This window comes from Ruegeria sp. S263, from assembly GCF_056780525.1.
Genome location: NZ_CM165558.1, coordinates 430,987 through 449,823 on the forward strand (window position 1 = coordinate 430,987; position 18,837 = coordinate 449,823).

At 56.2% G+C, this 18,837-nt stretch carries 17 protein-coding genes; 15 read left to right on the forward strand and 2 right to left on the reverse strand.

All coding sequences use genetic code 11. The features are described from left to right. The first annotated feature begins 81 nt into the window (after window positions 1-81). From ACT2B1_RS02095 to ACT2B1_RS02105, 3 genes are all read left to right on the forward strand, one after another. The gene (locus ACT2B1_RS02095; RefSeq protein WP_171124029.1) at window positions 82-657 is read left to right on the forward strand and encodes a sugar transferase; all 576 of its coding nucleotides are present in this window, start codon (window positions 82-84) and stop codon (window positions 655-657) included. Window positions 658-698: 41 nt separating this feature from the next. Beyond that, window positions 699-2,006, forward strand: coding sequence for a polysaccharide biosynthesis/export family protein (locus tag ACT2B1_RS02100; protein ID WP_481668477.1), 1,308 nt, complete (start codon window positions 699-701; stop codon window positions 2,004-2,006). Between the two features lie 124 nt (window positions 2,007-2,130). Next, on the forward strand, window positions 2,131-3,645 hold the full coding sequence (locus ACT2B1_RS02105; protein WP_481668478.1) for a hypothetical protein: 1,515 nt from the start codon (window positions 2,131-2,133) through the stop codon (window positions 3,643-3,645). Here ACT2B1_RS02105 and ACT2B1_RS02110 read toward each other — a convergent pair. After that, window positions 3,642-4,628, reverse strand: coding sequence for a glycosyltransferase family 2 protein (locus tag ACT2B1_RS02110; protein WP_371813484.1), 987 nt, complete (start codon window positions 4,626-4,628; stop codon window positions 3,642-3,644). The two genes, ACT2B1_RS02105 and ACT2B1_RS02110, sit on opposite strands and share 4 nt — an antisense overlap. A gap of 224 nt (window positions 4,629-4,852) precedes the next feature. Between ACT2B1_RS02110 and ACT2B1_RS02115 the strand changes: the two genes are divergently transcribed. Next, a complete protein-coding gene (locus ACT2B1_RS02115) occupies window positions 4,853-5,254 on the forward strand; it encodes a GtrA family protein (protein WP_171123164.1) in 402 nt (133 codons plus the stop codon). A gap of 61 nt (window positions 5,255-5,315) precedes the next feature. Here the strand turns inward: ACT2B1_RS02115 and ACT2B1_RS02120 are convergent, their stop codons facing one another. Then, the gene (locus tag ACT2B1_RS02120; protein WP_481668479.1) at window positions 5,316-7,514 is read right to left on the reverse strand and encodes a GumC family protein; all 2,199 of its coding nucleotides are present in this window, start codon (window positions 7,512-7,514) and stop codon (window positions 5,316-5,318) included. Between the two features lie 290 nt (window positions 7,515-7,804). On the opposite strand from ACT2B1_RS02120, the gene ACT2B1_RS02125 reads away from it, so the two are divergent. The 11 genes from ACT2B1_RS02125 (at window position 7,805) to ACT2B1_RS02175 (ending at window position 18,823) form a co-directional block, all read left to right on the forward strand. Next, complete coding sequence (locus tag ACT2B1_RS02125; protein WP_481668480.1) at window positions 7,805-8,605, forward strand: WecB/TagA/CpsF family glycosyltransferase; 801 nt, start codon at window positions 7,805-7,807, stop codon at window positions 8,603-8,605. Between the two features lie 93 nt (window positions 8,606-8,698). Continuing rightward, window positions 8,699-9,571, forward strand: a complete 873-nt coding sequence (locus tag ACT2B1_RS02130) for a sulfotransferase family protein (protein WP_171240279.1) — start codon at window positions 8,699-8,701, stop codon at window positions 9,569-9,571. Beyond that, entirely contained in the window at window positions 9,552-10,622 is a 1,071-nt protein-coding gene (locus ACT2B1_RS02135; protein ID WP_171240280.1) for a glycosyltransferase family 2 protein, read from the forward strand. The genes ACT2B1_RS02130 and ACT2B1_RS02135 overlap by 20 nt, the downstream gene beginning before the upstream one ends. 2 nt (window positions 10,623-10,624) lie before the next feature. After that, window positions 10,625-11,560: a glycosyltransferase family 2 protein gene (locus ACT2B1_RS02140; protein WP_481668481.1), complete on the forward strand. Its 936-nt coding sequence runs from the start codon at window positions 10,625-10,627 to the stop codon at window positions 11,558-11,560. Between the two features lie 41 nt (window positions 11,561-11,601). Continuing rightward, complete coding sequence (locus ACT2B1_RS02145; protein WP_481668482.1) at window positions 11,602-14,205, forward strand: glycoside hydrolase family 9 protein; 2,604 nt, start codon at window positions 11,602-11,604, stop codon at window positions 14,203-14,205. 203 nt (window positions 14,206-14,408) lie between these two features. After that, window positions 14,409-14,840, forward strand: coding sequence for a hypothetical protein (locus ACT2B1_RS02150; RefSeq protein WP_481668483.1), 432 nt, complete (start codon window positions 14,409-14,411; stop codon window positions 14,838-14,840). After that, the gene (locus ACT2B1_RS02155) at window positions 14,837-15,502 is read left to right on the forward strand and encodes a MotA/TolQ/ExbB proton channel family protein (protein ID WP_171123149.1); all 666 of its coding nucleotides are present in this window, start codon (window positions 14,837-14,839) and stop codon (window positions 15,500-15,502) included. The genes ACT2B1_RS02150 and ACT2B1_RS02155 overlap by 4 nt, the downstream gene beginning before the upstream one ends. A 31-nt stretch (window positions 15,503-15,533) precedes the next feature. Next, window positions 15,534-15,860, forward strand: coding sequence for an ExbD/TolR family protein (locus ACT2B1_RS02160; protein ID WP_171124047.1), 327 nt, complete (start codon window positions 15,534-15,536; stop codon window positions 15,858-15,860). Beyond that, window positions 15,857-16,234, forward strand: coding sequence for an ExbD/TolR family protein (locus ACT2B1_RS02165; RefSeq protein ID WP_171123145.1), 378 nt, complete (start codon window positions 15,857-15,859; stop codon window positions 16,232-16,234). Before ACT2B1_RS02160 ends, ACT2B1_RS02165 begins: the two co-directional genes overlap by 4 nt. Beyond that, window positions 16,231-17,361, forward strand: a complete 1,131-nt coding sequence (locus ACT2B1_RS02170) for an energy transducer TonB family protein (protein ID WP_171240283.1) — start codon at window positions 16,231-16,233, stop codon at window positions 17,359-17,361. Before ACT2B1_RS02165 ends, ACT2B1_RS02170 begins: the two co-directional genes overlap by 4 nt. Window positions 17,362-17,779: 418 nt before the next feature. Then, window positions 17,780-18,823, forward strand: a complete 1,044-nt coding sequence (locus ACT2B1_RS02175; protein WP_171240284.1) for a porin — start codon at window positions 17,780-17,782, stop codon at window positions 18,821-18,823. Window positions 18,824-18,837: the final 14 nt, after the last annotated feature.

The window sequence follows — 18,837 nt, forward strand, 5'->3', positions numbered from 1 at the left end:
AAACCAAATCAAAACTCTATTTCTGAAGTTGTCGAGTTCTGCAATTTAAAAAGTTTTTACGCCGTCAAGGGTAAGCGTCTGTTGGACATCTTTCTTATCCTGATCGGTGCACCATTTGTGCTGCCAATCATTCTTGTCATTTCGATCCTTGTTAAACTGGATGGTGGTCCGGCCATTTACCGGCAAAGACGCGTGGGCATCGGCGGCAAGGAATTCGACTTTCTGAAATTCCGCTCGATGGTTCCGAATGCGGAGCGGATGCTGGAACAACATCTGAAAGAATGCCCGGCGGCGGCCGCTGAATGGCGCAAGCATCAAAAGTTGGAAAATGACCCACGGGTCACACGGTTCGGCCGGTTCATCCGTATGACATCGCTGGATGAGCTGCCGCAACTTTGGAACGTCCTTGTGGGGGATATGAGTCTGGTTGGCCCGCGTCCGATGCTGCCTGAACAGCAGGTTCTATATCCGGGTCTCGAATACGGTTTGATGAAGCCCGGAATCACCGGTCTGTGGCAGGTTTCCGATCGCAACGATGTAGAGTTCTCGCATCGCGCGCTGTTTGACAGCGACTATGCAAGGCAAATCGGGTTCTGGTTCGACCTCAAGATTCTCTTCCGAACCGTAGGCGCAGTGTGTAACGCGACCGGTTACTGAAATTTCCGGGCTTGTTGCCTGCATGTTAAGTGGTGACCGAGATGACATTTGTACTGTGTGATTTGTGTGGAAAGGCGTCCGGCTGGATTGGCGATCAATTTCGGTCGTTTGCTCGTGGCCTGGTTGCGATATTTTTTACTCTTTACGCCGGAGCCGCCCTTGCGGATTTCGATCTTGAGCCCGGCGATAACGTCCGTGTGACGTTTACAGGACTGGATTACCTGTCATTCGAATCGGTAATAGACGTACATGGTTACGTGAACCTGCAATGGCTTGGTCAGTTTGAAGCACAGGGTTTGTCGCTGGAGGAACTGGAGCAGCGCGTGCGCCTGGACGCCTCTGGCAAAATCGTGAAGCAATACAACAACAACGGTGAGATATTCATCATTCAGTTGGATGGTGATGAGATTGAGATTTCCCGGAACGGGTATCTACCGATCATCATTGGCGGGGATGTCGCGCGGACTGGCCAGATTGATTATCGACCCGGTGTCACAGCCCGCGAAGCCGTCGCGCTGGCTGGCGGTGTCAGAAGCCAGCTTTTGACCGATGACGTCACCATTGACCCCATTCAACTGATGCGCTGGCAAACAGCCTATGGTCAGGCGGCGCTGGACCAAGCGGAAGCGCTGACCCGGAAATGGCGTGTCACAACTGAATTGTTGCAAAATATGAACCACCCCGAGCCTATGATTGATGATGTTTCCGTATCGGAAACAGTTCTGGCAGATCTGATCGCTGAACAGATTAAGATTCGCACGGTGAACCTGGCCAATGAAGCGGGTGAACGGCATTTCTTTGAAGATGCCGAGGAACAGGCAGGCGAGCGTATCGCGATCCTTCAAAAGCAAAAATTCCAACTGGCTAAGGCGCTGGCTGCCGACGAAGAAGAAGAAGCGCGGGTCATCAGTCTTGTGGATCGTGGTCTGGCGCCGGGTTCTCGTATCGCCGACACCCGTCGTACAACCGTTCTGTCCGCAACACGTCTGCTGGATGTAGACGAGGACCTTGCTGCGACCAGTCTGGTCCTGACCCGGCTCAGACGGGATCGCGAACAATACGAACAAGAGCGGTCTTTGCGTCTGTTGCAGGAGCGGCGGGATGCGAATCTGGCCATTAGGGAATCGACATTGCAAATGGACACGATCGCCAAATATCTGGCCGGGGCGTCCAATGAGATGGGGATTGATAGTCTAATTACCGACATCGACTACACGGTCAGAATTTATCGTTTGATCGAAGGTGAATTGCAGGCGGTTCAGGGGGACAAGCAAACACGTTTGCTTCCGGGTGACAGCCTGGAGATCAAGGTTGAAGAGTTGCTGCCCGAAGCGCCTCTGACCGAGTGAGCCCAGCAAATACATCACCAGTCAGAGGAGGCACATTCGGCGCGGCGCAAATTTGAAAAGCGGGTGTCCGTCCGCCTCGCCATAGTTGTTAAACGGGTAACGAATTTCGAATGTGGTTTTTAGCATGAAAAACGAAGCATCCAGCGTGGCGTCCATTGGTGTCGGTGTTTCCCCGCAATCAGATACAGCGAACATGACCACTTTGAAGGCCTTGATGCTGGTCGTCACATTTGCGGTCATGCAGATGTTGCCAGCGGCCATAAACGGGTTTCCTTTCGTTTTCTTTGACACGGAAGGGTATCACAAGGCGGGTGAAGCGGTGGTTCAGACGATTGCCGGAAAACCTGCCGAAGAGTTGATCGCTGAAAACACCGGATCACAAGCGCAGAGCGCGAATGAAGAGACAACTGCGCAACCGGGAAACTCGGAAAACGGCGGCAAGTTCGCGGTACCCATGTCACGGTCCCCATATTACGGGATTTTCGTGTACGTCTTTTTCGGTGTTCAGCCTTACTTGCTAGCGTTTTTTCAGTCGCTCATAGTTGGCTATGCTGCGTGGTTGACGGTCAGGCAGCTGTGCCCAGTTGATCCTGTAAAACCTTATCTGGCCGCCGGGGCGATTTGCGCTTTGGCGACACCGCTGCCGTATTTTTCGACTTACACCATGCCGGACATATTTGCGGCTTTGGCACCTATTTGCCTGTTTCTTCTGTGTTACGGCAGAAAGAATCTGTCGGTCCTTCAGCAAGTGTTCTGTTGGGTCACGTTGGCCGCCGCCGCCGCCTTTCATAACAGCCATATTCTGGTGATCTTCGGATTGCTGACAATCTTGTTGTTCATGTCGATCTGGCCGCGGCTCAGGCCCACGTTTTCCGGTCTGCTTGTATCATGTTCCGCCTTTGGCGCAGGTGTGTTTGCGGTTTTCCTGTTCGCCTATGTCGCCTTCACCATGTTCGGAAGCTGGCCGCAAAGCATCCCCTTTTTGACCGCACGGGGGATCGAAGATGGACCGGTTGCGGAACTAATTGACAATGACTGCGAACAGCACGGGTTCACAATCTGCGGCGCGGCTCCGCTACAAAGCCGGGACTCGCAGCATTTTCTGTGGCACCCGGACGGGTTTTTCCGGTCGTCCGATCCGGACACCAAGCTGCAACTCAGCAATGAGGACGCCTCGGTTTTTCTGACGGCGGCACTGGAATACCCGGGGATGCAAATCGCGGCGTCGCTAAAAAACTCGGCCGAACAGTTCGGCCTGTTCGGGTTGTACGAGTTTGAAACGGCCAAGCGGGTCTTTCGTGAGCAGGCACCGCTGTTCATGTCCGAGGTCGATCTGAAAAATTACGGGGACTCGAAGGCCGTCACCGGAGCCTATCCGTTTGTTGCATTGTCAACCCTGATCTATGTGGTTGCGGCCTTCAGTTTGATGACAGTGTTTTACATCTACGCGTCACGACCTGTTTCAGACGCGGCCTTGGCTTTGGGCATCCTGATTTTGGCGACGCTTGTAGTAAATGCGGTGGTGTGCGGCGTTCTGTCGGATCCGCATCACCGGTATCAGGCGCGCGTTGTCTGGCTATTGCCGCTGTTGGCGACCTACCTTGTGTTTCATATCAATCAGCGTCGCGCCGGATCTTAGGGTTTGGGGGCCTCATACTGCAGATAGCTGAGGCGGCGGGCCTCTCTTCTGCCGCGCGAAACGGTGTCGAGGATCAGGGCGCAGGCGATACAGACAATTGACATCAGGAACCCGGTCAGTGCTGCGAATAAGGATGGAAACCGTGCGACCTGACTTGTTTCCAGAAACTCCAAAAGCACCGATAGGAACACAAGGCCCGAAGGGATGAAGATCAGCCCGGCGAGTGAGAAAAAGAACAACAGTGGTTTCTCTTCCTTCACCAGAAAGCCGATCATGCGCAGGATTCTCAAGCCATCTCCGTAGGTCGACAGCTTGGACACCGAATTCTCGGGCCGTGCGCGATACTTGACCTGTACCTCATCAATCGGAAGCCGCATCTGAAGTGCGTGAACGGTAAGTTCGGTTTCGATCTCAAACCCGCTGGACATACTGGGAAAGCTTTTGACGAACCGTCGGCTGAACACCCTGTACCCCGACAGCATGTCCTCAAGGTTTCGGCCAAAGAACAGCTTGACCAATGAAGTCAGCATCCGGTTGCCAAACTTGTGGCCGGGCCGATAGGCTGCGTCATCCGAGTGTTTTCGTGCCCCGTTCACCATGTCCAGGTTGTTGTTCCGCAGCAATGCGATCAGTTCAGTGACATTGCTGGCGTCATAGGTGGCATCGCCGTCGGCCATGACATAAACGTCTGCCTCCACGTCCGCGAACATGCGTCGAACCACGTTTCCCTTGCCTTGATTTGTTTCGGATCGGACGGTCGCGCCCGCGCGCTGTGCCACCTCGATCGTCGCATCCGATGAATTGTTGTCGAACACATACACGTCGGCGTCTGGCAGGGCTTCCTTGAATTCAGAAACGGTCAGTTCAATCGCCGCTTCTTCGTTGTAGCAGGGTAAAATGATCGCAATCCGAACCGTATCATCCGAAGCAACGTGATCTGGGTTGCTACCCTTCACACCCGAAGCTGCCTCCTCCTTCAACACGGCACTCATCCTCCAAAAAAACAAAAAACACGGATTGACAGAATATGTTTTGGGATACCAGATATTCGCCTATGCCAAAAGAAAAATTGACATAAGGGTCAAAGCTCTAACCTGTTTTGCGGCCAATTTGCTGCGGTCTTTCCAGAGCTTTCGGTGGGGTCCAAGAAAAGCCCGGCCACTTGAAATGAGATTGTTTTATCAATGGCGACGATGGACTTGTGAACATGCCTTCCTCTCAGTTTTTCAGGTTCGTAATCGTGGGTGGTATCGCGTTCTTCGTGGATGCCGGTCTGCTGTTGCTGACAACCGAGTGGTTTGGACTGATCCCCGAGATCGGGCGCATTATCTCTTTCTGCGGGGCCGTCACGACAACCTGGTATTTGAACCGGACCTTTACGTTCGCCACTGTCAGCCGTCCGACACTGAGAGAATTCGCAAGCTATGTGTTGGCAATGAGCTTTGGTCTGGCGGTGAACTACGCGGTGTTCGTGGCGTTGATCCGCCTCAACGAGACAGCAGGTGCCTATCCGGTCATTGCATTGGTGCCAGCGACGCTGGCCGGGATGGTTATAAACTTTCTGTTCTCGCGGCGCATTTTGGGGTCGGGCCAGAACACGGAACAATGAAAACGGGCTAGCAACATGTGCAGTCTGAAAATGCCTACAGGAAAACTTGTTGTGTCAGGCGCTATCCCAGGTTGGGATCACCATATTTTTTGGCGCGTTTCAGATCGACACGCGTCGCAACCAGGGCCGCAGGTCTGACATCAGCGTTTTCCAACTCACGTATCGCTTGAAAGACGGAATTTCTGTGCGTGTCGTTCCATCTTGTAAACAAAATGACCCGTTGGGAAATCTGTGACAGATACGCAGATTCCACCGCCGCCAGCAGGGGCGGTGTGTCCAGAAGGATCACTTCGTACATATCGGACAGGGTGATCAACAAATTAATGAAGGCCGGAGAGCGCAGGAACTCTTCAACAAGCGATACCTTTGTCTCGGAATCCAGATTGCCGGCAAGCGGCAGGATATCCAACCCATCCTGAGGCGTCGCAACAATGTGTTCCTGAAAGGATGAGGGATTAGCGGTGCAGTATTTCAGTTCATCGACCGACAGTTTTGACAGATCTCGATAAGCAGACGCGACCGTATCGCAATCAATAATCAGCGTCCGGAATTTTGTCTTGGCGCAGACGGATCCGATCAACAGAAGGGATGATGTTTTCCCTTCATCCGGCAGCGCGGACGCGCCAGAGAAGATGACGCACCCATTGTTCGAGAAGCTCTGGTTGGGCTTGCCGTCCAGACTTTTCGAGAAAAACTCGACCGCTTGCGAGAAGGACGGCTCGCCCTGCTGGCGCAGGGATCGCAATCCAACGTCACTGCTGGCCAATAGCTTTTTGCCATATCGCACAAACTCGGGGTCCAGCTTTCCGTCATTGGTAAAGAACGCCTCGAATTGCGGGGCGTTTTTGATCTCGGGAAGGATCGCAGACAGTTTTACCCCTGTTGCGCTTTCGAATTCATAGGTGGTTCTGAGCCGCTTTTGGAAGATTTCGCGCATCACGGTCCAGCCGAGACCGGCGAAGATGATCATGAACATCACGCCGATGGATGTCTGCGACCGCTTGGGTTCCGACGGGTCGACCGAGACACGGGCCCGCTCGATAAGATGCGCACCAGCGTCCAGATAATCACCTTGTTCGGCCCTGCGCCCAAGCTGGGATACGAAGTCCCGGTAAATCGCTTCGGTGACCAGAATTTCATTTTCGATCCGCTTGGTGACCGAGTCGTGCTGAACCTGTTCGGCCTGCTGCGCGCGGAACACTTCGATGCTGCGGTTCAGGTCGTTCAGTTGGTCGTCCAACTGCTCTACCCGTTTTTCGGCAATGTCCTGCGCGGCACTGAGGCGCTTTAGCGCTTCCTCGGTATTGGCATCCTGTCCAAGGTCCGGCGGAAGCAACCCGATTTTCTTGGCAAAGTCGATCGCTTCTTGGGATTTTCCTTGCGCGCGCAGGGTGTGGATCGCGCTGGTTTGCTCTTTGATCCGGGCCAGCTCATTTTCCACCAGTTGGGCGCGCCGCTCGGCCTTAATGCGCTGGGCCTTGATGGTTGCGTATTCGTCCGGGGAATAAGGGATTTCGATAGAATGTGTTTCCAGATCCGAGCTCAGTTTGTTCAGATCATCCCGCAAATGCCCGATCCGCGTTGTAAGCCAACTCTGGGATTGGACCAGATCATTGCGTTTCATGGTCGTCAGATTTGACAGGTATTCTGACGCAAGGCTGTTGGCGATGTCGGCCGCCTTTTGCGGTGACTTCGCCGTGACGCGAATCTGGTAGACCGCTGAAATATCGCCAATCTGTTCGATCCGTGTCGATTTTAGCAGGTTCTCAATGGTCGTTTCCCGCGCAAGCTCTTCCGCCGAGGAATCGCTGCCCACCACTTCGTCATTATCACCGCTCAGGGCGTCGACCAGACTATTCTTTAGGCTACGCGCCAGTGCGATTGGCGACAGGTTGATACTGGTGTCTTCCCCAGAAAATTCGGGATCCAGATAAAGCTGCATCCGGTCGACAACACCTTCGATCAAGTCGGTAGAGCGTAAAAGCTCAAGTTCACTTTCCAGCGATGTCAGCGAAAGCGGCAGGCCTGAAACGTAAGGCGTGAACTGCGTTTCGGTCTGAACACGGGTTTCCATCATGACTTTTGCGCTGGACGTGTATTTTGTGTCCGAGGTGTACGTGAAAATGTATGCTATAACAGCACCCACAAACCCCATTACTATGATCCACGGAAGTGAGCGCCTTATGGCCCAGGCAATATTGGACAGCGTTCTAAGCTCTGGGTCGCCTGCCGAAGCAAGACCCGTCCCAGAGAGCTCCACATCTAATCCTCGGCGATACTGATCAGTCATGACAAAAAACAACGTGCGGTAAGGATAGGCCCGAGCATAGTGTTAGCGGGCTTGTATCAACAGTGAAATCAACAGATGGCGTCAACAATGGGTCTAGAAAACCATGATTGGCTGCGAAAAGATAGGAAGTTTAGGAGGGTTTGCTAATTCGCACGGGGCTGCGCCGATTAACTGAGCAGTTCGTGGAGTATGTATTAGCGAGAATCGGCAGTCCTGATAACCTGCCGTTACTGTATGTGTTTTAACCAGTTGGCTATGAGATGAACAAGATTCTCGACAAGCGTTTGTCGCACACAATTGTAGGCGGTATGCCCGTCGCTCTCGTCAGCGACGCCGAGCTTACGTCGGCGATGCTGGACGATGTCGAACGGCGCAGGGCCGGGCAAAACCACCGCACATTAACAGTGTTCGATTCGAACGCACAGGGAATCTCGCTTTATGCCGAAGATGCACAATTCGCCAAGGCGATAGACGCGGCCGATATCATTCATGCCGATGGGCAGATCGTGGTCTGGGCCTCGAAGTGGACACAGGGGTCCAAGGGCATTCCCGAACGCACGGCCACTACCGATTTCATTCACTCAGCCGCTGCGGCGGCGGCGAAGAACGATGTGGGATTCTACCTTCTGGGCAGCACCGAAGAGATTAATCGCGGATGCGCTGAAGAGTTGACCGCCCTGTATCCCGGTCTGAAGGTCGTGGGCCGGCGAAACGGGTATTTTGATGCGTCAGAGGAAGAGGCCGTTATCGCCGACATCAACGCTAGCAAGGCCGATATCCTGTGGGCCGGGCTTGGAAAGCCAAAAGAGCAGTTGTTTGCCAGCCACATAGCCTCAAAACTGGATCATTGTGCCTGGATAGTGACCTGCGGCGGCTGTTTTCATTTTGTCGTCGGGGATTATCCGCGCGCGCCTTTGTGGATGCAGAAAATGGGGCTAGAGTGGTTGCATCGCATGGCGACCGGTCCGCGGTATCTGTTCAGAAGGCAGATGCGGACGCTGCCGCATGCGTTGAGCATTGTGCTTAGAAAAGATGTGCCGAAGCGGTTCGAGCGTAGGTAGAGAGGCGCAAAGACTGGCTGAACTGAATTTCCCGGAGTTTTGCCAGAAGTATTGGTAAGTTGGTTTGTTCAGAAGGGATTTCGTGTGGGGAAGGTGGATTTCATAGGAATCGGTGCGCAAAAGGCCGCGACGACTTGGCTGCATCACGTGTTGTCCGAACACAGTTCGGTGACGACGAATGACACCAAAGAGTTGAATTTCTTCACCGCGAATTTTGACCGGGGCTATGCATGGTACGAAAGCTGTTTCGCAGACGCCCCGCCCGGAAACATATGTGGAGAGTGTTCTCCAACCTACTTCTTCAGTTCAGATGCGCCCCGGCGGGCGCGGGCCTATAACAAGGACCTCAAGCTGATCTGCATCCTCAGGGATCCGATTGGGCGCGTGTTCTCGAACCATTTGCATGAGATTCGCAAAGGCCACATTGCGCCCTCGACTTCGGTCGAGGCGGGTCTGGCCCAAAACCCCGCCTATGTGCAGCAAAGCCAGTACAAGACCAATCTGGAAAACTGGCTGCAGCACTTTGACCGGGACGCCTTGCTGGTGCTGTTTTCCGAAGAAGTGGCTGCAAGTCCAGACGAGTCCTATGATCAGATTTGCGGGCATCTTGGACTTTCGGCCCGGGAAGGGTCAGAGGCGATTTCAGAAAGATTTCATGAAAACATCACCTACAGGAACAAGACTTTGCAAAAGTCGCTTCGGTTCGGTGGCGATATGATGCGATCGCTGGGAATGGGTGACGGGGTGAAAAAGCTGAAGACTCTTCCGGGTTTGAAACAGATGTTGTCGATGAACAAGCAGCATCTGAACATCATGGTTCCGCCTCCCACATCTGAAACGCGGGAAAGGCTGGCGAACCAGTTCAGGCCCGACATGGAATTTGTGGCCGAACTTACAGGGCGTGAAACCCTGCCCTGGTCCACCTGGAGCGATCTGCGACCAGCGGATGCCGAGCAAAAGGGATAACCATGCAAGGATCATCGCCGACGCAAAACCCAGACAGGACCGGTGCAAGAAACCGGAACTGCAAGAGCGGAATCTTGCTTCGCCGATGATGGGTGAACAATCACATAAAGCCGCGCCGCATATCGCCATTTGCATTGCAACCTACTTGCGGCCTGAAGGACTGCGGAATTTGGTCGAAAGCCTGAACCGGCAAGTACTAGAAGCCCCCGGAATTCGTGTGACCTTGGTGATCGCCGATAACGCGCCTGACGCGCCAGCGACCGAGGCACTGGGCGATATCGGAAAACTCAGCCATTGGCCGGTCATCTACACCATTGAATACGAACGCGGAATCGTGTCTGCACGGAACCGGACACTGAACGAAGCCCCGGCTGACGCAGATTACATCGCCTTTCTGGACGATGATGAAGAAGCGTCCGAGGACTGGCTGGCGCAGATGCTGCAAACGATGGTTCTGCCGGACACCGTAGCTGTGCAAGGGACCGTAGATCCCCGGTACCGGCAACCACCACCGGACTGGATCGAGGCGCTTAATCTTTTTCGCATGGGACCTTATGTGCAGGGGGCTGCATTGCCGGCTGCGGCGACGAATAACGCGATGGCGGATGCGGCAATCATTCGGGAACGTGGCCTGCGGTTCGATCCGCGATTCAATATCACCGGGGGCGAAGACGAAGAGTTCTTTTCTCGGCTGCGGGACGGCGGTGGAACGATCCGGGCCGCAGCAGATGCGTTGGTATGGGATGACGTGCCTGAAAACCGCATGACAATGCGCTGGCTTGGCCGACGGTGGTTCCGAATGGGCAACACGTTAAGTCGCATCGCCCTGATCCGGCGGCGGGGTATCGCGACGCGCGCCCTGAAAAGCGTTGCGGCCATGGGCTGGGGTGCGCTGACCTGTTTGTGCCTCGGCTTCGGCTCTCGGGCCAGGTTTTACAGGGGGTGGCTCGAAATCCTCAGGGGGGCGGGCATGGTTGCGGGGCTGCTGCGCTTTGACTTTGCCGAATACAGCAGCGCGGCCGTCAAAGTCGACCGCGTGAAGGAGGGGTGATTGTGGCGCATACCTCTGACGAACCGGTCTTTTCGATTGTCATTCCGGCCCGCAATATGGAGCGGTTTCTGGAAGAAACGCTTCAGAGTGTGCAGGACCAGACCCTTGCTGATTTTGAGGCGATCTGCGTCGACGATGGCTCAACGGACAACACCCGACAGATTGCGGATCGTTTTGCCCAATCGGACGACAGGTTTCACGCCGTGGACGGCCCGGCCAAAGGTGTCAGCGCGGCCCGAAACCTTGGCTTGAGCCGGGCCAAAGGAAAGTTTGTTCTGTTTCTGGACGCTGATGACCTGCTGCATGCGCAGGCGTTGGGCACGTTTTACGAAGCTTTGAAAAACTCCGACGCCATTGCCGCCGTAGCAGGGGTGCAGAGGATCGACGTGGACGGGCACCCTATGCGCGGGGCCGACAACCGCCACCTTGTGCCTGATCAGGATCAGTTGGCCGCGTTGTTGCGAAAGAACTTTGTGGTCAATGGGGGGGCACTAGCCGTCCGAACCGAAAGCGCCCAACGCTGCGGTGGGTACGACGAGTCTTTGGTCAATGGCGAAGACTGGGAATTCTGGTGCCGCCTGGCCCTTTTGGGTGAATTCGCCGTCGTGCAGGGGCCTGCATTGCTGAACTATCGCCAAGTCGCCAGTGGCGCCAATTTCGGGGCGCGCGGCCCGGCCTTTGCGCGGCGTGTACCGTGTATCGAAAAAATTGCGGTGAATCCTTTGATGAAAGAACGGTTCGGGTTGCGGTTGCGGTCGCTTCTGCGTGCGCGGCAAATTGATATCTTCTGGTCGGGCGTGCGAAATCAGTACCAGTACGGGCGCAAATCGGCCGCTCTGTTCGAAGGCGCCTGCGGTGCTGTTTTGTACCCCGACAGCCTGCTGCGCCCCCGCCTGATCTGGCGTTTCCTGCAGAGTTTGGATCGGACGGCGAAATGAGGTACGCTCGCTTTGTTTGATCCCGGGAGAGAATGCGGCTCATGATGTTCTCGCGACGTGCCATATTGCTCCAGGGTACTGCTCTGGCAGTGTCCGCCCCGATTGCGATCGCGCTGGTTTCTTCATTGCGCGCGGACAATCAGACCGAAACCCAATTGAGTTTCGTGGGTGATGACACCGTTCAGATCACGGTCATCGACACGCTGTTCGAAAGATCCGATCCAGTGGCGGTCAAACCCGAAGACAATCGCGAATGGGTTCCTGACCCCTATGTCTCATTTGGTTCGGTCGGTCGGCTCAACGGGCTGGACGGGTATTTCTCGGGCGATGCAAACGTGACCCAGCCGCAGCTTTTCACGGCGTGGCCCAAAGTGGTGCGCGATAGCAGGCTGTCTGGTTTCCGCACCGGATCAGAGCCGCATCAGAAGCACGCGCTTGCAGACCAGCCGGAAGGTTGGAGCGTTACCGTCAATGGACAACCCGTCACCGTTGTCGCGTTGTATCGCAAGTCTACCCCGATCCGGACCGAGGCACTGGACGTCCGCCGATGGGACAGCACCAAGCGTCACATTCTGACTTTCGTGTTGGACCAACCAATTCCGCAAGGGGCAGAGCTTTCCTTCAAAGGACCCACTGTCGCGACCATCCAAGGGCACAAGCCCGTCACAGCCTTCAGCGAAGCCGTGCACGTCTGTCAGGCAGGCTATCCGGTGAAGGGCCCAAAAAAAGCCTATGTCGGCGAGTGGTGGGGGCATGATCAGAACGGAATGCCCGGCAACACCGATGTCATTCTGACCGAACAAACCGGCTGGCGCTTGATTGATGAGGTGGACCGTACGGTTGTGCGCACCGGCACGCTGGAGCTTGTCAAACCCGCGACCGAACCGCACTGGAATGAAGAGAACTTCAATGGCTGTGATATCTATCAGGCTGATTTTTCGGATTTGGACAGGAATGGCGACTATCACCTGCACGTCGATGGATTAGGGGAATCCTTTCCATTCAAGGTTTCCGATACCCCTTATGCCGATGCGCTAAGGTTGGCCGCGCGCTGGTATTATCATCAAAGATCGGGGTGCGAAATTGCCGAGCCATATGGCGAAGGCAGAACCCGACCTCGCAATGGCCACCCCGAAGACGGGCTGGTGGTGTGGCAAACCGACGTACAGCTTGGGCGAACATCCGAGGGCTATGACGGGTCGAGCGTTTTCAAGATCCTGCGCGAGCAACCAATCGGAAACGCGGGTCTTTCTGGATCCACCGCTGCATGGTCCGAGGACCTCAACCCAAATGCCTGGGGCGGATGGCACGACGCAGGGGATTGGGATCGCCGTATTCAGCACACCGATGTCGTCTATCACATGGCGCATATCGTCGAGGCGTTCGACTATGCCCGGACGCTGGACCTTAATATTCCCGAAAGCGGCAAATCATTTTCCGATGAATCTGTGCGCGCCCGTAAGAACAGCGACGATCGCGGGGACGGACAGACAGTTCTGCCCGATCTTATACACGAGGCATTGTGGGGCATTTCCCTGTGGCGCAGAACCCAGCGCGAGGATGGCGGCATAGGCGGAGGCGTTGAATACTCGAATTCGGGGATATTCGGCTCGGTTTCATGGAACCCTGTTCAGATTGCGTACAGCTATGGGCCGGAAGACTGGGCCTCGTACTGGTTTGCCTTTAGTGCGGCGAAACTGGGCCACGTTATCAAGCACGTGTGCGGTGACATCACCCTGGGCGATAGTCTCATAGATGAGGCGGTCCGCGCCTGGTATTGGGCCGAACAGGAGTTTCTGTCAAAAAATCCTTATGCACCCGCCCCACTGAACGAAGACGGGACCGAGCCAAAACCGGAAAAATGGGTGAGCGTCGTGTCGCGATCCCGTGTCGCGGCTGCCGCAAGTATCTACCGCGCCAGCGGCGACGCGACGGCCTTGAAGGTTTTCGAGGATAACAACCCGTTCGAGCCCTTATCTGATGATCCCGCCGAAGGCATTCAACGGGAAATCTTCCAGTTCTCGTATTATGATTATCTTCAGGCGGGACAGGAAGGCAGGCCAACAAACCCCGAGATCGTCAAGTCGATCAAAGGCTGGATTAGGTACCGCGTCAAACGGGCCGAGCGGATGGGGCGTGATTTTGGATTGCACAGCACCGCGACCTATCCGTGGGGTCCGGGTTGGCTTCGGTTTGGGCCGGGGTCGAATTGGCGGGCGGCGCATTTCGCCCTGTACTTTGCGGCCAATGGTGAGCTTCCGCCTGAAATGCAGGCGGCGGTGGTCGAAGGGATGTGGTTCGGATTGGGGTGCAATCCCTCAAATGTAAGCTTTGTGCAGGGCCTGGGTCGTCGGGATTACGCTGATCCGTTGTTGATTGACGGGAGGGGCAAACCGCCCATTCCCGGCCAGATCAGCTTTGGTGTCGCTGGCGGTGTCATGCACAAATGGGAACAGCAAAAGACTGACGGATCAATTTACCCGGCCGATCAACTGGCCTGGCCGAAATATGCCCAGATTTTCGAAAGCCGAACAATCGCGATCTCGTCCGAGCACGATATCAAGGCCAACGCGATGGAATGGCTGATCGCCTGCGCCATGGTCAATTACCAAGCACCAGAGGCGCCTCCCGAGCATGACGGGTAGACATCGGCCCAATTCCGGGCCTCTCATTGGTGCGGCTTCTATGGCTGTCTATCAACGGCGGAAATCCGAGCACGCGTAATCTCGTGGGGTCACAATGGTGTCGGTGACCCTTTCGTGCCCTAACTGTCTTGGATATGACGGTTACAGCGCCCGTCAGACATGCCGGTTGCTGATGACTGCGTCGAACAATTGGGAGCGCGCAAATGAAGTTTCGCCGTGTGGTGCTTGCCGCGATATTCGTTTCACTACCACTTGCAACAGCAGCGCAGTCCGAGGGCGCGGACCAGACCGGGCTGTTGCTGGAACTGAACACCCTTCAGGATGTCGAAGGGGCCTGCCGATTGACGTTCCTGATTGACAACAAGACCGGTTCCGAAATTGACGCCGCAAGTTTCGAAACGGTGATTTTCGATGCTTCGGGCAGCGTGGTCAGCCTGTCGCTGTTCAACTTTCGCGATCTGCCCGCTGGTCGGCCGCGCGTGCGTCAGTTCGATTTGCCGGGCATGACATGCGCGGGGGTGGGTCGGGCGTTGATTAACGGTGCAAACACCTGCGTTGTTGCAGGCGCGGACAGTCAATTATGCGATGACACGCTGAAACTGAACAGCCGGACAGAAGTGGAGTTACTTGGATGAGCCCGCTGGATGCATTGCGCGAAATTCTGGCCCTTGGCGGGCCGGTTGTTGGAATTCTCATCGCAATGTCCGTGGTGACACTTGCAGTGACGCTCTACAAACTCTGGCAGTTTGCTGTGTCGGGCGTTGGGCGGCACCGTGTTCTGTCTCAGGCGCTTGCGGCATGGGATGACGGTGATGTCCGGCGCGCGCGTGCGCGATTGGCCGAGAGCCGCAGCTATCTTGCTCCGCTTGTCGGGGTTGCTATGGACGCGCCGGACACGCCGGGGCTGGATCAACGGCTGGACGCAGAGGCGGGGCTGGCGCTGGCAGGTTTGGAGCGAGGGTTCCGGCTGTTGGACACCGTGGCCCAGCTTGCGCCTTTGCTGGGTCTGTTCGGCACTGTGCTTGGCATGATCGAAGCCTTCCGCAGCCTTCAGTCCGCAGGCTCAACGGTTGATCCGTCCTTACTGGCTGGTGGTATCTGGGTTGCGCTGATCACGACGGCCGTTGGTCTCGCTGTTGCCATGCCGACCTCGATGGTTCTGTCCTGGTTCGAAAGCCGTACGGCGCGTGAACGGGTTTTCGCGGACAAGGCGCTGCGCACGGTGCTGGTGCCGGGTCAGGGTATTCCCGGCCCGGTTGATACCTCTGCGACAGCCGTCGCGCCCGAGCATGCGTAACCCTGCACCGTTCGTCAGGCGAAGATTGTCGATGACCCCGCTCATCGACGTTATCTTTCTGTTGCTTCTGTTTTTCATGCTGTCATCAACATTCGCCAAGTACGGCGAGATCGAGCTGAGCAATGCGACAGGTGGAGGCGCGGCCTCAGAAACCCCGGCAGAGCGGCATTTTGTGCAGCTTGGAACCGAGCGGCTTGATCTGAACGGTGCGCCGATCACGCTGGATGAGCTGGGTAATCAGCTTGAAACCGGGCAAGTTCTTGTCAGCCTCGATCCCGATACGACGTCGCAGCGTCTGGTTGACCTGTTGGTCCGGCTGCGTGGGCGTGACGAGCTCAACGTATTGGTGTTGGAATGATCCGGTCGATGCGTCCCCACCGCAAACGCGATTCCACCATCGCGCTGATCAACGTCGTTTTCCTGATGCTGATCTTTTTCCTGATCACGGGAACCGTGGCGCCTCCGTTGGATCCTGATCTGGATCTTGTCGACACATCGGATCTTGAAGGTCGCGAACCGCCCGATGCCCTGATCCTGCATGAGGATGGCCGCATCAGTTTTCGAGGCCAGACGACCGACGCTCAAGCCTATATGGAGGGTCGCGAACCCGGCGCGGTCCGGATCGTTCCCGATCGCGCAGCGCCCGCCCCCCGACTGATCGAGGTTACGGGCGAATTGCGCAGGCTGGGCGCGACATCGGTTTATGTTGTCACCGAGAAGGCGCTGGAATGATCCGGGGGTCGGTCGTCATAGCGGCTGTGGCCATTCTTGTATCGCTGTTTATTCACGTGATGGGCCTGACGTTCACGGCCCCAAGCCTGTCGGAACAACCAACTAATGAAAGCCCGGCGGACTCCGTGGCGCTGGGCAACACGTTCGAAGACCTTGCCGAAGTGATTGCCGAACCAGTTGAGCCAGAACCGCCCGAAGCGCCTGAACCGCCGGTCGAAGCGCCGGAAGAACCGCCCGAGGTGCCCGTCAGCGAGGCGCTTGTTGCGTCTGACAACCCGCAGGTGACACCCTCGCCGGATTTAGGGGATGCAGAGGTCGTACAACCGATTGCGACCGAGCCTGTTGAACCGGATGTAGCTGAGACCGAGAATACGTCAGAAGGTGACGACGCCGCCAGTCAGGAGGTGGACGAGACGCCACCGGTTGAGCCGTCCGAGGTTGTTGAAACGCCCGAAGGTGCGCCTGACGTGGTTGCAACACAGGTTGAACCCGTGGAGCCAGAGCCGCAACAGCTTGCCGCACTTCCATCACCCGAAGTCGCGCCTGTCCTCGAAGTGTCGCCTGCCCCAGTGGTGCCGCTGGAAAACGAAGCCGTTGAGCCCGATCTGCCGACGTCTGCTGAATCCCCGGACGACACCGGCGAAACCTCAGACCTTGCGGTGACGTCTTCGATACGCCCGCAGCGACCAGAGCGCACACCCGCTCCGCAAAGACAGGGGGTTCAAGGCGGTGCGCGGGATTTCAGCGCGCTTAGATTTCCGTCGCAGGAGGTAGAGTCGCCACTGACCACTTACCGGCGCAGGGGGATTGACGCATTCACCTCGGGCAATACCGGCAGTCGCTCTGGCGGGCGCGGACCGGGGAACTCGAACACGACCAATTACGCGGGCCGGGTGCTGGTACATCTAAACCGCGCGCCGGTGGTGTTTGTGTCTGCGCGCGGCTTTGCGCAGGTGTTTTTCCAGATCAACCCGGATGGATCGCTGGCTTGGGTTGATGTCGTGGACAGCTCCGGATCGCCCGAAGTGGACCGCGCAGCCAGAGCGCAGGTGCGGGCGGCCTCGCCCTTCCCGCCGCCGCCGGGTGGGGCAAGCCGAAAACTCTCGTTCTTCTATACAAGCAATTGAAGGATCCCACAGGTGGGCTGATTGCACAGCCGGGCGTGCAACTTGCGCCGATTCAGGCCCTTCACCAATGCCTTTTCGAGCAGGATTCTCTTGCTGGACTGTTCGAATTAGGTAAAAATTTCAAATGCTTGAAGAACTTACAATTTCAGCCGACGGTACACTTGCCCAGATTTAAAGGGGTGGTTTTGTATTTTTGTGTTCAAATTTTTGTAACGATTCCGGTGACAACCCTGAACCGCCTGTAAACACACGCAAAATGGTTTTGTGTTTCGAAAAAAATGTTGTGCAAACATGCAACAGAATTCCGCGCTCTCAATTTGAAATGCTGCGGACCCATTGTGCACGTAGGGATTTTCTTTGAAGACGCGGCCAGCCGCAATTTTGTGGCTACACTCCTCTCAAAACTTATGGATAAACCATGAAAAAAGTACTCTTTGCATCGACCGCGCTGCTTGCGACTGCAAGCGTTGCCGCGGCTGAAATTCGGTTCAGCGGTTACGGCCGTTTTGGTGTTGGCTACCAAGAAGACCGCACCGGCACGGTTGCGAACTTCACCACCACAGCAAGCGGCGACGTTGTTCGCGGATCCGGCGGCGTAGCTGACCCGGACGCCGTGGCTGAAGACGTCGACACCGACAACACCATCCTGGTCTCGCGCTTCCGTCTGAACATCGACGCAAACGTCGAAACCGACAGCGGCGTTGAATTCCAGGGCCGTGTTCGTCTGCAAGCTGACGACGACTCGGGCAATGGCGAGCAAAACGAAGCTGGTCTGAACGGCGCACGTTTCTCGGTCATCTACAGCGGTCTGCGCGTTGACGCCGGCAACGTTTCGGGTTCGTTCGACAACCTGGGTGACTACTTCGGTACCGAGCCGGGCCTGGAACAGTTCCTGGGTCAGTACTCGGGCGTCAACTACTCGTTCCTCGAGTACAGCTCGACCGGTTCGGGCGCAAACGGCGTGTTCTTCCAGTACGCAGTTGGCGACCTGTCGTTCGGTGCTTCGTATGACCAGCGTACCCTGGCTTTGGCGGGTCAACCCCAAGACGCGGACCGTTGGGACATCTTCGCAAGCTACGTCTTCAACAACATCACTGCATCGCTGGCCTATGGTCAAACGGATCTGGTTGACGGCGAAGACCAAAGCCTGACCGTCTTCACGCTGGGCGCTGAACTGGGCGACTTCTACGGCACCCTGTTCGTTGCAGACGATGACGTCATCGACGACGCGGAAAACGGCACCGCCTACGGTTTCTCGGTTTCTTACGACCTGGGCGCAGCAACTACCCTGCAGCTGGTTTACGGCGACGGTTCGGCTGACGACGACACCCGCAACATCGGTGTTGGCGCCATCTACGACCTGGGCGGCGGTGCATCGCTGCGCGGCGCAGTCGGCGAGATCAAGGACGGTGACGACGATGGTCGCATCCGTGCTGACTTCGGTGCTCAGTTCAACTTCTAAGTTGACCTGAACCA

Coding starts and splice junctions, on each gene's coding strand:
- ACT2B1_RS02100 (WP_481668477.1), top strand. CDS start 699: ATGACATTTGTACTGTGTGATTTGTGTGGAAAGGCGTCCGGCTGGATT.
- ACT2B1_RS02105 (WP_481668478.1), top strand. CDS start 2,131: ATGAAAAACGAAGCATCCAGCGTGGCGTCCATTGGTGTCGGTGTTTCC.
- ACT2B1_RS02115 (WP_171123164.1), top strand. CDS start 4,853: ATGCCTTCCTCTCAGTTTTTCAGGTTCGTAATCGTGGGTGGTATCGCG.
- ACT2B1_RS02125 (WP_481668480.1), top strand. CDS start 7,805: ATGAACAAGATTCTCGACAAGCGTTTGTCGCACACAATTGTAGGCGGT.
- ACT2B1_RS02135 (WP_171240280.1), top strand. CDS start 9,552: ATGCCGAGCAAAAGGGATAACCATGCAAGGATCATCGCCGACGCAAAA.
- ACT2B1_RS02145 (WP_481668482.1), top strand. CDS start 11,602: ATGATGTTCTCGCGACGTGCCATATTGCTCCAGGGTACTGCTCTGGCA.
- ACT2B1_RS02150 (WP_481668483.1), top strand. CDS start 14,409: ATGAAGTTTCGCCGTGTGGTGCTTGCCGCGATATTCGTTTCACTACCA.
- ACT2B1_RS02155 (WP_171123149.1), top strand. CDS start 14,837: ATGAGCCCGCTGGATGCATTGCGCGAAATTCTGGCCCTTGGCGGGCCG.
- ACT2B1_RS02160 (WP_171124047.1), top strand. CDS start 15,534: ATGACCCCGCTCATCGACGTTATCTTTCTGTTGCTTCTGTTTTTCATG.
- ACT2B1_RS02165 (WP_171123145.1), top strand. CDS start 15,857: ATGATCCGGTCGATGCGTCCCCACCGCAAACGCGATTCCACCATCGCG.
- ACT2B1_RS02170 (WP_171240283.1), top strand. CDS start 16,231: ATGATCCGGGGGTCGGTCGTCATAGCGGCTGTGGCCATTCTTGTATCG.
- ACT2B1_RS02175 (WP_171240284.1), top strand. CDS start 17,780: ATGAAAAAAGTACTCTTTGCATCGACCGCGCTGCTTGCGACTGCAAGC.